This window comes from Corynebacterium sp. 122RC1, assembly GCF_024580955.1.
Taxonomy (GTDB): Bacteria; Actinomycetota; Actinomycetes; order Mycobacteriales; family Mycobacteriaceae; genus Corynebacterium; species Corynebacterium kozikiae.
The window spans coordinates 100,034-114,587 of record NZ_JANIKD010000001.1; the positions used below are offsets into that span (position 1 = coordinate 100,034).

General features: G+C 60.9%; 16 protein-coding genes. 2 read left to right on the plus strand and 14 right to left on the minus strand.

Going from position 1 to position 14,554, the window contains the following annotated elements; genetic code table 11:
* Positions 1-91 precede the first annotated feature (91 nt).
* On the minus strand, positions 92-1,189 hold the full coding sequence (gene rlmN / locus NQ050_RS00450; RefSeq protein ID WP_257037268.1) for a 23S rRNA (adenine(2503)-C(2))-methyltransferase RlmN: 1,098 nt from the start codon (positions 1,187-1,189) through the stop codon (positions 92-94).
* Between the two features lie 50 nt (positions 1,190-1,239).
* On the opposite strand from rlmN, the gene NQ050_RS00455 reads away from it, so the two are divergent.
* Positions 1,240-1,605, plus strand: a complete 366-nt coding sequence (locus NQ050_RS00455; protein ID WP_373456402.1) for a lipopolysaccharide assembly LapA domain-containing protein — start codon at positions 1,240-1,242, stop codon at positions 1,603-1,605.
* A gap of 24 nt (positions 1,606-1,629) precedes the next feature.
* Here the strand turns inward: NQ050_RS00455 and NQ050_RS00460 are convergent, their stop codons facing one another.
* The 5 genes from NQ050_RS00460 to rpsB all read right to left on the minus strand — a co-directional run bounded on the left by NQ050_RS00460 (position 1,630) and on the right by rpsB (position 5,898).
* A complete protein-coding gene (locus tag NQ050_RS00460) occupies positions 1,630-2,505 on the minus strand; it encodes a phosphatidate cytidylyltransferase (protein ID WP_257037270.1) in 876 nt (291 codons plus the stop codon).
* A gap of 91 nt (positions 2,506-2,596) precedes the next feature.
* On the minus strand, positions 2,597-3,154 hold the full coding sequence (gene frr / locus NQ050_RS00465; RefSeq protein ID WP_257037271.1) for a ribosome recycling factor: 558 nt from the start codon (positions 3,152-3,154) through the stop codon (positions 2,597-2,599).
* Positions 3,155-3,212: 58 nt separating this feature from the next.
* Entirely contained in the window at positions 3,213-3,926 is a 714-nt protein-coding gene (pyrH, locus tag NQ050_RS00470) for a UMP kinase (protein ID WP_257037272.1), read from the minus strand.
* Between the two features lie 252 nt (positions 3,927-4,178).
* Positions 4,179-5,006, minus strand: coding sequence for a translation elongation factor Ts (gene tsf / locus NQ050_RS00475; RefSeq protein ID WP_257037273.1), 828 nt, complete (start codon positions 5,004-5,006; stop codon positions 4,179-4,181).
* Between the two features lie 52 nt (positions 5,007-5,058).
* Complete coding sequence (rpsB, locus tag NQ050_RS00480) at positions 5,059-5,898, minus strand: 30S ribosomal protein S2 (protein WP_257037274.1); 840 nt, start codon at positions 5,896-5,898, stop codon at positions 5,059-5,061.
* Positions 5,899-6,263: 365 nt separating this feature from the next.
* Here rpsB and NQ050_RS00485 point away from each other — a divergent pair, with 365 nt between their 5' ends.
* Positions 6,264-6,770: a M23 family metallopeptidase gene (locus tag NQ050_RS00485; RefSeq protein WP_257037275.1), complete on the plus strand. Its 507-nt coding sequence runs from the start codon at positions 6,264-6,266 to the stop codon at positions 6,768-6,770.
* A gap of 13 nt (positions 6,771-6,783) precedes the next feature.
* On the opposite strand, the gene NQ050_RS00490 is transcribed toward NQ050_RS00485, so the two are convergent.
* From NQ050_RS00490 to NQ050_RS00525, 8 genes are all read right to left on the minus strand, one after another.
* The gene (locus tag NQ050_RS00490) at positions 6,784-7,704 is read right to left on the minus strand and encodes a tyrosine recombinase XerC (protein ID WP_257037276.1); all 921 of its coding nucleotides are present in this window, start codon (positions 7,702-7,704) and stop codon (positions 6,784-6,786) included.
* 148 nt (positions 7,705-7,852) lie between these two features.
* Positions 7,853-9,055 carry a DNA-processing protein DprA gene (gene dprA, locus NQ050_RS00495; protein WP_257037277.1) on the minus strand — a complete coding sequence of 401 codons (1,203 nt, stop codon included), beginning with the start codon at positions 9,053-9,055 and terminating at the stop codon, positions 7,853-7,855.
* Positions 9,048-10,550 carry a YifB family Mg chelatase-like AAA ATPase gene (locus tag NQ050_RS00500; RefSeq protein ID WP_257037278.1) on the minus strand — a complete coding sequence of 501 codons (1,503 nt, stop codon included), beginning with the start codon at positions 10,548-10,550 and terminating at the stop codon, positions 9,048-9,050. The genes dprA and NQ050_RS00500 overlap by 8 nt, the downstream gene beginning before the upstream one ends.
* Positions 10,550-10,927 carry a YraN family protein gene (locus NQ050_RS00505; protein ID WP_257037279.1) on the minus strand — a complete coding sequence of 126 codons (378 nt, stop codon included), beginning with the start codon at positions 10,925-10,927 and terminating at the stop codon, positions 10,550-10,552. Before NQ050_RS00505 ends, NQ050_RS00500 begins: the two co-directional genes overlap by 1 nt.
* A gap of 230 nt (positions 10,928-11,157) precedes the next feature.
* The gene (locus NQ050_RS00510) at positions 11,158-11,466 is read right to left on the minus strand and encodes a DUF2469 domain-containing protein (protein WP_257037280.1); all 309 of its coding nucleotides are present in this window, start codon (positions 11,464-11,466) and stop codon (positions 11,158-11,160) included.
* 28 nt (positions 11,467-11,494) lie between these two features.
* Positions 11,495-12,133 (minus strand): ribonuclease HII, encoded by a 639-nt coding sequence (locus NQ050_RS00515; protein ID WP_257037281.1) that lies wholly within the window; start codon positions 12,131-12,133, stop codon positions 11,495-11,497.
* A 2-nt stretch (positions 12,134-12,135) separates the two neighbouring features.
* Complete coding sequence (gene lepB / locus NQ050_RS00520) at positions 12,136-12,858, minus strand: signal peptidase I (protein WP_373456401.1); 723 nt, start codon at positions 12,856-12,858, stop codon at positions 12,136-12,138.
* 52 nt (positions 12,859-12,910) lie between these two features.
* On the minus strand, positions 12,911-14,542 hold the full coding sequence (locus NQ050_RS00525) for an FAD-dependent oxidoreductase (protein WP_257037283.1): 1,632 nt from the start codon (positions 14,540-14,542) through the stop codon (positions 12,911-12,913).
* Positions 14,543-14,554: the final 12 nt, after the last annotated feature.

The following is a 14,554-nucleotide window of genomic DNA, read 5'->3' on the forward strand; positions in this document are numbered from 1 at the left end:
CAAAGCCGCGGCACCTGATGAGAAAAACGGTGCCGCGGCTTTTGCATTTCCTAGTGTGAAGTCCACCCCTTAACACCTCAGCACCGCGAGGTTACTGCTCCTCAGCGGCGAGCTGACCGCAAGCCGCTGCGATCTCCTGGCCCTTGGTATCGCGAACCGTGCAGGGAACGCCCTGGGCGATGACCCGGCGAACAAACTCGTCCTGCTGGGGCTTTGGCGATGCATCCCACTTGGAACCCGGGGTTGGGTTGAGCGGAATGAGGTTCACGTGGACGCGTGAGCCAAGTGCCTTGTGCAGCTTCTTGCCCAACATGTCCGCGCGCCAGCCATGGTCATTCACATCCCTGATGAGGGCGTACTCGATGCTCACTCGGCGCCCGGAGCGGTCGGCGTAGTACGCGGCGGCATCGAGCACCTCGGCCACGGACCAGCGATTGTTGACGGGCACCAGCGTGTCACGCAACTCATCATCTGGGGTATGCAGGGAAACCGCGAGGGTCACTGAGAGGTCTTCGTCGGCAAGCTTCCTGATCGCCGGCGCCAAACCCACCGTGGACACGGTGACGTTGCGCTGCGAGATACCAAAACCCTCCGGGATCGGCTGGGTGATCTGCCGGACGGCGCTGACCACGCGCTTGTAGTTGGCCAGCGGCTCCCCCATGCCCATGAACACGATGTTGGAAAGCCTGCCACCTTCCGCGGCCATGGTTGCGGAAGCCTCGCGCACCTGATCCACAATTTCCGCGGTGGAGAGGTTGCGGTCCAATCCGCCCTGGCCGGTGGCGCAGAATGGGCAGGCCATGCCGCAGCCCGCCTGGGAGGAAATACACAGCGTTGCGCGGTTGGGGTAACGCATGAGGACGGATTCCAGCAGGGTGCCGTCGTGCAGGCGCCACAGCGTTTTTTGTGTTTCGCCTTCATCCGTTTCCACCGTGCGCACCGGGGTCATCAGGGTTGGAAACAGCGCCTCCTTCACACTTTCGCGAGCGTCAGCCGGGAGGTCCGTCATGGTGCTTGGATCGGCTTCCAAACGGCCGTAGTAGTGGCGGGCAACTTGGTTCGCTCGGAATTTCGGAAGCCCCAGTTCAGCGAGGGCTTCGATGCGCGCGTTTTGGTCGAGGTCCGCGAAGTGGGTGGGCGGCATCGCCTTGCGCGGGGAGGAAAAGTTCAGGGTGACGGGAGTAGCCATAATATCTGTATCTTTTCACGTTTTGGCCAAAATAGGCCACAATGGTTGCTATGACAAACAATCAGAACGCTGATTTTGCAGACCAGACCCACCCAGACTTCCAGGCCTCAACCGTTCCGGCAGTCCAGGAGCCTGCCGTTCCCGCTGCTTCAACCGAGCCGAAAGTGAAGTCCAGTTTTGCCGGCGGCACGTGGGTTGCCCTGATTGTGGGCGCACTGCTGCTCATCGCTTTGCTGGTGTTCATTTTGCAGAACCAGCAGCAGGTGGAACTCACCATGTTTGCCTGGGCCTTTACAGTTCCAGCCGGTGTGGGTTTCTTGCTCGCCGCGATTTTGGGCGCGCTCATCATGGCGATGGTGGGCATTGTGCGCATGTACCAGTTGCGCCGCCAGATTAAGAAGGCGAACAAGCGCTAGAGGTTCATCGCTAGAGGTTCATCGCTAGAGGTTCATCACTGAGCTGAGCAGCAGCCAGGTCACCATCGCGGCGGGCAGCATGCCGTCGAGGCGGTCCATGAGGCCGCCGTGGCCTGGCAAGATGCTGGACATATCCTTGATGCCAAGCTCACGCTTGAATTGGGATTCCACGAGGTCGCCCAATGTTGCGCACACCACGAGGCACAGCCCGAGCAGCGCGCCGATCCACCAGTGGATTCCCAGCAGGAAAGTCACGGCGATCGAGCCGGTAAGCATGCCAAAAAAGACGCTGCCGGCGAAGCCTTCCCAGCTCTTTTTGGGGCTCACAGCGGGCGCCATAGGGCGCTTGCCAAACATCACCCCTGTGATATAGCCACCCGTATCTGAGGCGATCACGCACAGCATGAAGGTGATGATAAACATTGCCGGCGAGGCAGATTCCGTTTCCAGCCGGGAGAGCATGGCGGCAAAGCTGCCGAACAGGGGGATCCAAGTGAGCACGAAGATGCTCACCGCGGTGTCTCGCAGGTAGTTCTTCGGCGGAGTGTTCCGCCCGTGGTGGAACAGCCTGCCGAACATGGTCACGAGCACCGCAACCACATACGCCGAAACCAGGCCTTTGGTCTGGAAGGGCCAGCTCATCCACAGCATTGCTTGGCCTGCGATGATGAGCAGCCAGCGCTGCACCAGGTAACCCTTTTCATTGAGCCTGGCGTGTACTTCCCAGGTGGCTACCGCGATTGCGCAGGCGACGATCAGGTACCAGCCGATGGGAAGGGTGAACACGGCGAGCAACACCAGTGCGCCGAGAATCAGACCTGTGGTGATTGCAGCTTTGAGGTCACGGCCAGCACTATTGCGTGGTTTCGGTAAGTGGTGGCTCTTTTGGTGCTGCTCCATGTGAGGGGCTCCTTGTGGACAACGTAATTGCAGGGCACCTGCTTCCAGCTCGCGGGTGCCCTGATACAGCGATGTGTGAGGAAGGTGTGGGTTACACCTCCATCAATTCGCCTTCCTTCTTGGAGACGACCTCATCGACCATCGCAACGTACTTCGCGGTGACCTTGTCCAGTTCCTTTTCGGCTGCCTGCACCTCGTCCTCACCGGCGTCGCCGTCCTTTTGGATCTTCTTCAGGCCTTCCATGCCCTTGCGGCGCACGTTGCGGATGGCGATCTTGCCTTCCTCGCCCTTCGCCTTGGCAACCTTCACCAGTTCCTTGCGGCGCTCTTCGGTGAGCTGCGGGATGGTGACGCGCAGCACCTGGCCATCGTTGGTGGGGTTCACGCCGAGGTCGGAATTGCGAATGGCGTTTTCAATTTCGCCCATCATGGATTGCTCGTAGGGCTTGATGAGCAACATGCGCGCCTCTGGCACGGAGATGGTTGCCATCTGGGTGATGGGAGTTGGCACACCGTAGTAGTCAGCGATCACGCCGTTGAACATGGCGGGGTTGGCTCGTCCGGTACGAATGTTCACCAGTTCCTCGCGGGTGCGTTCCACGGAGGTGTTCATGTGGTCTTCGGACTCGAGCAGGATCTCGTCAATCACAGCAGGCTACTTTCTGATCTCAGTGTTTTCAGGGTGATTTTGGGGTGGTATTAGGGTATCAGGATTGCACAAGGGTTCCGATACGCTCACCGGCAACCGCGCGGGCAATATTGCCTTCGGTGAGCAGATTGAACACCAGGATTGGCATGGAGTTGTCCATGCAGAGGCTGAACGCGGTGGCGTCGGCAACCTTGAGGCCGCGCTCGATAACCTCCCGCGGGGTGATCTCTGCAAACAGCTCGGCGTCTGGATTGGTGCGTGGATCATCGGAGTACACACCGTCCACGGCCTTCGCCATGAGCAGCACCTCGCAATCAATTTCTAACGCGCGCTGCGCTGCGGTGGTGTCGGTGGAGAAGTACGGCATGCCCATACCGGCACCAAAGATAACGACGCGGCCCTTTTCCAGGTGACGCTTTGCCCGAAGCGGCAGATATGGTTCCGCAACCTGCGCCATGTTGATCGCGGTTTGCACGCGGGAATCAATGCCTTCCTGCTCCAGGAAGTCTTGGAGTGCCAGGCAGTTCATCACTGTGCCGAGCATGCCCATGTAGTCCGAACGATTGCGATCCAGGCCACGTTGTTGAAGCTGGGCGCCGCGGAAGAAGTTGCCGCCACCGATCACCACTGCGATCTCCGCTCCTGTGCGCGCCACGGAGGCAATTTGGCGAGCCACGTTTTGCACCACGTCTGGGTCAATGCCAACGGATCCACCGCCGAACATTTCACCTCCGAGCTTGAGCATCACTCGTTTGTATGCGGTGCGTGCCATTATGGTGTTCCTTCCTCGGTATGAAGACCGTACATATCCGGTGTGCCGCGGTAACTCGCTGATAATTCTGTACTCATCAAGTGCCTGTGCCGGTTCCGCCTGTACCGCTTTTGTGGCGCGGCACAATCCCTGCCATTCTACCGCACCGCGCTCACACACTTTGCATGTGCCCCGCCGGGTCCGGCTAGAAGGCATACAAAAAGGCGCCCAGGGTGTACATTCCCTTGGGCGCCTTGTGAGCCAAGCACGGTATTAGTGCTGGCCAACCTCGAAGCGGGAGAAGCCGGTGATGGTGATGCCGGCCTCGTCAGCGAGCTGCTTGACGGTCTTCTTGGAGTCTGCAACGGATGCCTGCTCGAGGAGCACAACGTCCTTGTAGAAGCCCTGGAGACGGCCTTCCACGATCTTGGGGATAGCCTGCTCTGGCTTGCCCTCTTCGCGGGTGATCTGCTCTGCGATCTCGCGCTCCTTGGCAACGATCTCTGCAGGAACGTCCTCGCGGGTCAGGTATGCAGCCTTGAGTGCGGCAACCTGCATAGCGGCAGCGTGTGCTGCAGCCTCAGCGGCTTCACCGGTGCCGGTGTATGCAACGAGCACGCCCACTGCTGGTGGCAGGTCGGCGGAGCGCTGGTGCAGGTACACGGAGAGGTTCTCACCCTCCAGGGTCACTGCGCGGCGCAGCTCGAGCTTCTCACCGATCTTGGCGGAGAGCTCCTGGATTGCCTCAGCGGCTGGCTTGCCGTCAACGTCAGCAGCGGCGAGCTCCTCAGCGGAGTTGGCCTTCACAGCAGCGGCTGCGTCGGCAACCTTCTGTGCGAAGTCCTTGAACTCTGCATTCTTTGCCACGAAGTCGGTCTCGGAGTTGATCTCCACCATGGTGTTGCCGGAAACGGCAATCAGACCCTCGGTTGCGTTGCGCTCTGCGCGCTTGCCCACGTCCTTGGCACCCTTGATGCGCAGTACCTCAACGGCCTTGTCAAAGTCGCCGCCGGTCTCCTCGAGAGCCTTCTTGCAGTCGAGCATGCCGGAGCCGGTGACTTCGCGCAGCTTCTTGACGTCTGCAGCGGTGTAGTTCGCCATGTTGATCCTTAAAATCTAGTGTTGGTTCGTTGCGTGATGCTTCGAGAGCAGTTTAAGCCTGCTCTGCAGGTGCCTCAACCTTTGCGGCAACCTCAGCATTCTCAGCGGCTTCCTCTGCAGGAGCCTCAACCTTGGCTGCTACCTCAGCGGTCTCCTTGTTGGCGTCGCCAGCAGCTTCCTTCGCAGCGGCGAGTGCACGCTCTTCGCGGGCCTTCTTGCCCTCGATGACTGCGGAGGAGATCACGCGGGTGAGCACGTCGATGGAGCGGATTGCGTCATCGTTGCCTGGAACTGGGAAGTTCACAACGTCTGGGTCGCAGTTGGTGTCCAGGATGGCAACCACTGGGATGTTCAGCTTGTGCGCCTCAGCAACAGCGATGTGCTCCTTGTTGGTGTCCACGATCCACAGAGCGGAAGGAACCTTGCTCATCTCGGAGATGCCGCCGAGAACGCGCTCGAGCTTGGTGCGCTCGCGGTTGAGCAGGAGGATTTCCTTCTTGGTGCGGCCTTCATAGCCGTTCTCTGCTTCCTCCATTGCCTGGAGTTCCTTCAGGCGGTGCAGACGCTTGGAAACGGTCTGGAAGTTGGTGAGCATGCCGCCGAGCCAACGGTGGTTCACGTAAGGCATGCCAACGCGCTGAGCTTCGGTTGCAACTGCTTCCTGAGCCTGCTTCTTGGTGCCAACGTAGAGGATGGAGCCGCCGTGAGCAACGGTCTCCTTAACGAACTCGTATGCCTCATCGATGTAGGTCAGGGTCTGCTGAAGATCGATGATGTAGATGCCGTTGCGGTCGGTCAAGATGAAACGACGCATCTTTGGGTTCCAACGGCGGGTCTGGTGGCCAAAGTGCACACCAGAGTCGAGAAGCTCGCGCATGGTAACAACTGCCATGAGGTGCTCCCTTTCTGTACTTGTAGTTTCGGTTGATGTTCATGCCCAGGTTTTCCCTGTGCCCTAGCTGCCGCATATCTTGGCAAAACACCCGCATGGTGCCACCTTTCAAGCAAGGTGACGCGGGACCATGTCTTGCACCAAGTGCCTTCAAAAACCCAAGCTAGACCGAGGTTTTTGCAAAGGCGATGCGACCGCGCGAAGTCAGCACCTCACATGCACCGCGCATGCAACACGCGCATGGAGCCACTGCCAGCGAAAAATGCTATCACAAAGCCGCCCCCAAAACCGAATCCAAAACTCGGTGCGAGCTGGCATGAAGCGGGCAGGGAACCGACGCCACCTTCTCCGCAGTCTAAGCAAGTATGAACACTGCTCTCCCCCGGCGCCCCGCACGCCTGCTCCTTGTGTTGCTATGCATCATCCTCACCCTCCTCATCTCAATTCCCGCCGCGCGGGCCTACGTTCATCCAATCTCCACCAGCGAGCGGGTGCATGGGGTGTTGAGGGCGTACGACGCCCCCACGCCGAACTGGCTTCCGGGGCACAGGGGCGTGGACTTGCAGGCCGCGGTTGGGGCGCCGATTTTTGCCGCTCAGGAGGGCGTGGTCGCGTTCGCTGGTGTTGTGGCCGGCACGCCAGTTGTATCCATTGACCACCCTGATGGGCTTCGCACCACCTACCAACCGGTGCACTCACGTGTGGCCGCCGGAGAGGAAGTAACGCAAGGCCAGCTCATTGGCACATTGGGGCACTCCACCGATGGCTACCCTGGGCTGCATTGGGGCGTGCGAGACGGCCCCGATTCCTACCGCAATCCATTGGGGTTGCTGAAACCCCCGATCATCCGCCTCAAACCACTGCACACATAACGCTGCCACAGACCTACGCGCGCGGATGTGCCTGCTTGTATGCCTCCGTAAGTCCGGCGATGCTCACATGCGTGTATATCTGCGTGGTTTGCAACGAGGAGTGCCCGAGCAGTTCCTGAACCACACGCAGGTCCGCTCCCCCGTCGAGCATGTGGGTGGCCGCACTGTGGCGCAGCCCGTGCGGACCGAGCGTTTCGACGCCGTGCAGGTCCCCTGCTTCCGCAACAATCTTGCGGACTTGCCGCGGTCCGATGCGGCCACCGCGCACCCCGCGGAACACAGGCTCCTCCGTTGCTGCGGCAACAGGGCTCGATCGGAGCAGGGCTTGAAGAGCGCGCGCAGCAGGTTCGCCGAAAGGAACAACCCGCTGTTTATTGCCCTTGCCACGCACCCGCACGGTATTGCGCTTGAGGTCCAGGTCAGCAGCGTTAATGCCACAGAGCTCAGAAACACGGATGCCTGTTGCATACAAGAGTTCAAGAATTGCCCGATCCCGGACAAAGGTTTCCTCAGTGCGTGAAGCTGGGGAATCGATCACCTCAGCCATCTGGCTTTGCGCCACCACCTTTGGCAGCGGCCTTCCCACCTTGGGTGCCGCCAGGCGCGCGGCCGGGTTTGCATTCAGGTAACCCTGCGCCACCAACCAGGCGCCGAACCCTTTTGCCGCAGCGATCCTGCGGGCCATCGTGGTGCGCGCCGCCCCGGCGCGCACTTGCTCGCCCAGCCATGCGCGAAGATTGCCCAGCTCGAATTCGCCGAGGGTGGGATAGTCCTGAGCGAAGAGCTGCAGATCCGATGAGTAGGAGCGAATGGTGGCCTCGGAGCGGCCAAGCACGAGCCTTAGGTGCTCGGCGTAGTCTGCGATCAGTTCCTCCGTGCGCGCCAAAGGCGAGCCGCACACTGTGCGGCCCGCCTTTGCGTCTAACTCACCCATAGTGCACACCCTAGTATGTGTGGAGTACCTGTGGTGAAGCGCGGCTCCAGCCCGAACCGCTGTGCTTACCGAAAGCCACTCTACTAAGGCTTGCCTCACCTACTTTAGGTGGCTGGGTGGCAATGGCGCAACGCCAGCGCGCAATCTGTCAGCTCCGGCTCCTGAGCCAATTACTTCGATCCCGCCGCACCAGGCCCTCCCGCTCGAGGTGAAGCAGGATTTTCACGCACAATCCCACCGGAAGCCCAGCTTCTTTTGCGATCACATCCGTGGGCAATGGGGTGTAATCCACAGAGTCAAACACCCGTAATTCCCGGTAGTTGAGCTTTTGAGTAGCGGTAGGTGCGAGGTCCAGCTCCAATTGCGCGGCTTTAGGACCAGCACTTTCACCCTGTTGCCCCACTCCCATGTGCCCAATCAGCTCATTGACGTGCTCAGCGTTGCTCACTAGGTGCGCCTCCCCGGCCCGGATTCTTTCATGGACCCCCAGCGAGTTGGGGACGTCGATAGGCCCCGGCACCCCCATTGCCTGCCGCCCCAGCGCCGCCGCCCAGCTCAGTGTGTTCAGCGCCCCGGACCGATACGGCGCCTCGGTGACCACCACTCCTTGGCTCAGGGCCGCGACCAGGCGATTTCTTGCCAAGAAGCGGTGCCTGTGTGGCGTTGCTCCCGGAGGATACTCGGAGATCACCGCGCCTTGTTCCACCACCTTCTTAAACAACCCCGCGTTTGCAGCCGGATAGGCGGCGTCCACGCCTCGGGCGAGCAGCACCGCGGTGATACCTTGAGCGTCGAGCGCTGCTTGGTGTGCGTGGGTGTCCACCCCCAGCGCGCCGCCGGAAATGATCGCATATCCCTGCTGAGCCAAGCCAGTGGCGAGGGTTCGGGTGGCCCGAGCCCCGTAGCTGCTCACCGCGCGGGTCCCCACGATGGCTACGGCTTTTGCCGCGATCACATCCAGTTTCATCCCCCGCACCCACAAGCAGTGGGGCTCCACCGCCTCGGCCTCGTAACGGGAGATGTGCTGAAAGTCGTTGAGCTCGGCGTATGCGAATCCTTGGGCAAATTGAAACGTGGGCCACTCTGGGGATTCCACCGTGACGAGTCTTCCGCCGAGCTTCTCCATGAGCGCAAGGTCTTCCTTAGCGCGGTTTTCCTGGTATCTACTACGGGTCAAGTGCAGGATCTCCCCGAGCCAGGGCTCGCGGTGCTGGATACCGTGGGCGATCTTTTCCACGTCCTCGCCCTGCTGCAGCAACGCCTGCAGGTGCCGGCTTGGCCCTTCAAACACCCGGGCAAGGTACGCCCAGGCCAACATCCGGGAATCCTTTGTTGAGGGAGTGTTAGGCATGTTCACGCAGCTCCAATGCCCTCGCTACCTCATCGAGCCCCGGGCGCTTTGCAGACTCCAGATCAGCGATTGTCCACGCCACCTTCAACGCACGATCCACGCCACGTTGGGTCACAATGCCTTCCTCAAGGTAGCTCTGCAGCAGTGCCATCCCCGCCTCATCAGCCGGGAACTGCCTGCGCAGCACATGGGGGTCCATGTGCGCATTGGGCACGCCGAATCGTCGGAGCATCCGCCCCCTTGCCGCAGCCACCCTACTGGCGATCTGCGCGCTGGAAACCGGGGTCAGCTCCCGCACCTGCTGCCCCTTGGAATAGGTGCGTACAAACAAATCCAAACGATCGCGCAATGGACCAGAGACATTGCGCAAATACCGTGCCCGGTGCACAGCACTACACCGGCAATCCTGGGGCTCCTCCGCACCACATCTACACGGATTCGCCGCCAAAATCAGTTGAAAGCGAGCCGGGAAACGCAACTCTGTGTGGTTGCGCACCATCCGGACCTGCCCCTCCTCCAGCGGCACCCGCAAGCTATCCAAGACGCTCGCGGCCATCTCACTGACCTCGTCCAAGAACAGCACACCGTGGTGCGCCAAACTCACCGCGCCGGGCAACGGCCTTCCGGAGCCGCCGCCAAGCAGGCCGGCAACGCTTACCCCGTGGTGCGGGGCTACGATCGGCACTCCAGCCACTGGCGGCTGCCCAAGCACGGACCGGATTGCCTGCACCTCCAGCCTTTGAGCGTTATCCAGCTCCGTCATGATGCTGGGCATCCGCATGGCGATCATGGATTTACCACTTCCAGGTGGACCGACGATGAACATGTTGTGGCCACCTGCGGCTGCCACCTCCGCGGCCCACTTCGCTTCGGGCTGGCCCACAACGTCGGCCATGTCCGCCATGTCCGCCATATCGGATTCGTTGGCCGCCGCCGGGTGGGCGTCGGAACGCTCCCCCGCACCAGATTCCTGCGCCGTTTTCAGCAGCGGGATACCCTGCAGCCACTGCCACACATGATCCGCCTGCTGCGCCAGGTACACCTCAACACCTTCTACTTGCAGGGCCTCGCTGAGGTTTGCGTGCGGCACCACGGCCTGGGTGATGCCATGTTCCCGCGCCATGAGTAGGGCAGGCAGCACACCCGGCACGCCCAGTACCTCACCTTTCAGGCTCACTTCACCCATGATGAGGACATCGCCGCGTTGGCGGGGCTGGCCTGCGGTGAGGATTGCCATCATCATTGCGAGGTCAAAGTGGGAGCCGTGCTTGCGCAAGCTGGCGGGCGAAAGCCCCACCACAACCTTGGTTTTCGGCCATTGCAGACCTAAGTTGCTGGCGGCTGTTTTCATTCGGTCTCGGGCTTCGGCGATGGAGGCGTCGGCGAGGCCCACGATGTATGTTCCGGGAAGCCCCTGCCCCACGTTTGCCTCAACCTGGACGAGCTGCGCCTCTACTCCTACGAGTGCCGCGCTGAAGGTGGTTGCCATCGCCATCATTCAACCCCCTGGTAGTAATCCACTTTGAGGTCCTGATGCCGGCCCATTTGGATGATCAAGGCGTCAAAGCGAATTGATTGGCAGGGGTTTTCCTTCAGCCACAGTGCCGCGGCTTTGCGCAGCCGGTGCATCTTGGCGCGGGTGATCGATTCCACGGACCCAAATGCTGTGGTTGAGCGCGTTTTGACCTCCACGAAGACCGTGTTGCCCTGAGGGTCGGAGGTGATGATGTCAATCTCGCCCACCGGGTAGCGCACATTCCGGGCCAGGAGCGTGTGCCCGCGCGCCGCGAGCCAGCGTGCAGCGATGTTCTCCCCCTTTTTCCCCAATACGTCCCGCTGGTGCTGATCGAGCTGGGCCTTTCCTTGTTGCATTGTTTCCCCCTTGAGTGTTGATAAAAGTTGAGGTGAAAACCTCTCAACACTATTGGTCTGTTTTCACCCCCCTTTTGGTTCCCTCACACCCCCAACCCCCTTGCCACACCTCCTTGCCGCGCCGGAGCTTTTCCCCCTCGCTGGTGTTTTCTTTGCCACCGGCACCAGCATCAAGCCCCACGGCTATCTTGCTTGGCTTCATTTTTACCCCACCCCAGCCCACTCAGCCGCTACTGCTCAGGCACAATGAAGTCTGGCTTATCCAGCTCTTCGATGTTCACATCCTTGTAGGTAATCACGCGCACATAGCGCACAAAGCGCGCTGAGCGGTACATGTCCCATACCCAAGCATCCGACATACGGACTTCGTAGTACACCTCCGGGCCCTGGGTGTGCGGGATCACCTCTACGGCGTTGGCCAGGTAGAAGCGGCGCTCGGTCTCCACAACGTAGGAAAATTGGCTGACGACGTCGCGGTATTCGCGGTAGAGGCTCAGCTCAACTTCGGCCTCGTAGTTGTCGAGTTCTTCAGCGCTCATATTGTTCCCTTGTGTCTAGCGTGTGTGTCTAGCGTGCACCCTCGAGTTTGAGTGCGCGGGCGATGTTGGCATAACTATAACGATGTTCATCCGTTGCCCCGTTGAGGCGCACCGCATCCATGTGTGCCTTTGTGCCATATCCCTTGTGGAGCGCGAACCCATACTCCGGATATTGCGCATCCAGTGAGCTCATGAGGGTATCACGGGCATGTTTGGCCAACACGCTCGCAGCGGCGATGCAGCGGGCAGTTGCATCCCCGCCGATCACCGGCAAGTACGGCATGGGCATGCCAGGGACTTTCAGTGCGTCGGTGAGCACATACCGCGGTTGCACACCCAACCTGGCCACAGCGCGGCGCATCCCCTCCACGTTCGCGTGTTGCACACCAAAGCGATCGATCTCCCGCGCAGGCACATGCACCAGTGACCACGCCAGGCTGTGCCGCTGAATCAGTGGAAATAATTTGGCCCGGGTGGCCTCCGTGAGCTGCTTGGAATCGTTAAGCCCCTCCAGTGCGGGAATGATCCGCTCCGGCAAGATGCAGGCTGCAATGGTCATGGGCCCCGCGCAGGCGCCTCGCCCGGCTTCGTCCACACCTGCCACCGGCCCCAAGCCGTGCTTGTGCAGCGCAACTTCCATTGTGCGCAACTGGCGGAGGCGGCGCACGGCTAGCTGATCGTCCCGATCCGGGTCAGCGGGAAGAGGATGAACGACGCCTTGCCCTTGATGTTTTCCACCGGGATGGTTCCCTGGAACTCGTCGCCGATGTGGAAGCGGGAGTCCGCGGAATTCGTGCGGTTATCCCCCATCACGAACACGTTGCCCTCTGGCACGGTAATCGGCCCGAAGTAGTCCCCGCCGCACTCTGGCACCGCAGGGGTGTATTCGGGCGGGTTGAGGGTGTAGGAACTGTCAATCACGGTGCCGTCGACAGTGATTCCCTCATCCCCCGGCAAGCATTGAATTGTTTGCCCACCCGTGGCAACGATGCGCTTGACCAAGTCATTCTCATCGGGTGCGACCACGCCGACAAAGCTCCCCACGTTTTGGATGCCTCGGATCACCGGGTTCTGGCTGCGCTGTGAAACAAAGGCGGTGTTCCAAGACTCGGTACCTTTGAACACCACTACGTCGCCCTGCGCGGGCTCATCAAAGTAGTAGCTGACCTTCTCCACAAAGATGCGGTCGCCGGTGCATCCCGTACAGCCATGCAGCGTGGGCTCCATGGACTGAGAGGGAATCATGTAGACCCTGCCGATGAACGTCTGCATCGCGATAATCAACGCCATCGTGCAGAGGATCACCAGCGGGATCTCGAAGTACCACGGCAGTGGCTTCTTTTCTTTGGCGGTGCGGCGCACACGCCCGTGTTCTTGGTCGCTCACGAGCATCGAGCTTACTGCACCGCGCGTACCGACGCCCCCAAGGCAGGCCGCAGCTCACTCATTGCTTGGGGGTGCGGGTGCTTGCGGCAACTCCATAACGCCAGGTGAGGTAGCCGCCATCAAGGTTGGCTGCATCAATGCCATAGCCACGCAGCAGGCTCGCCGCAATGTGGCCGCGCAAACCCACCTGGCAGTGCACCACAACGTCCTTCCCTTTCAGCTCCTGCCAGCGTTGGCGCAGGTCATCGAGGGAATAGTTCACTGCCCCAGGGATGGAACCGGCGGCATGCTCACCTGGGGTGCGCACGTCCACCAAGATTGCACCCTTTGAGATGGCGCGATCGAGTTCATGCCACTGAATCGTGCGTTCGCCGTGTACGGCGTTGTCGTTGATAAAGCCCACCATATTGATTGGGTCTTTCGCGGAGCCAAACTGTGGGGCGTAGGCGAGTTCCAGATCGGCAAGTCCGCTCGCCTTCATACCTGCGCGCATGGCCACCGCGAGGACGTCGATACGCTTGTCCACGCCCTCCTTGCCAATCACCTGCGCACCAAGCAGGGTGTCCGTGTCCACGTCCACGATTACCTTGATGTGAAGCTGGCTCGCACCTGGGTAGTAGCCGGCGTGGTTGGTGGGGTGCAGGTGGATCACGCGCACATTCTTGCCAGCCGCCCGTGCACGGCGTTCGTTCCAGCCAACACTCGCGGCCGCCATCCCGAACAGTCCGATGATCGCGGTACCCAGCACAGGGCTCGAGGCCACAAACTTGCCAGCGATCACATCCGCGACGAGGCGCCCATGGCGGTTGGCGGTCTGCGCAAGCGGCACAAGCACCTCTTCCCCGCTGATCGCATCGCGTTTCGCGGCAGCGTCCCCGAGGGCATAAATGGTGGGGTCGCTGGTGCGTTGCTGCTCATCCACCAAAATCGCGCCTTCGGGGCTGAGTTCTAGGCCAGCGTTGCGCGCCAGCTCGGAGTTCGGGATCACGCCGGCTGCGGAAATTACCAGGTCCGCGGCAAGGCGGGTGCCGTCGGAAAGCAGCACCTCATCCGGAGTGATCTCCTGAGCCCTGGCACCCACGAGCACTTTTACGCCATGCTTTTCGATGTGTTGGGTGAGCACCTCGGCCATTTCGGGGTCGAGGCCACCCATGATGTGCGGCGCGGCCTGGACTACCGTTTTGCGAACGCCGAGGTGAGTGAAGTTTTCCGCGAGTTCGAGGCCAATGAAGCCCCCGCCCAGGATCACGGCGCTTTTTGCGCTCGCGGCCGCCTGGGTGATGGCGTCCATGTCTTCCACCAAGCGCAGGGAGAGCGCGCGCTCCTCGCCGGGAATGTTGAGCGCCCTGGGGGTAGCGCCTGGGGAAAGGACGAGCTCATCGTATGCAATGGTTTCGTCGGTCTCGGTTGTGACGGTGCGGGCGGCGCGGTCGATGCTCACTACCCGGCCCCGGGTGCCTACGCGCACGTCGATGTTGAAGCGCGCTTTGAGGCTTTCCGGGGTTTGCAGCAGCAGGGAGCCGCGCTCCTCAATCACCCCGCCCACATGGTAGGGCAGCCCACAGTTGGCAAAGGACACATAGTCTGAGGCTTCCAGAACGATGATCTCGCGGTCTTCACAATTCCTGCGCAGCCTGGTGGCGGTAGACATGCCCCCTGCCACGCCACCCACAATGACGGTGGTTGCCATGCGCTGCCCTAT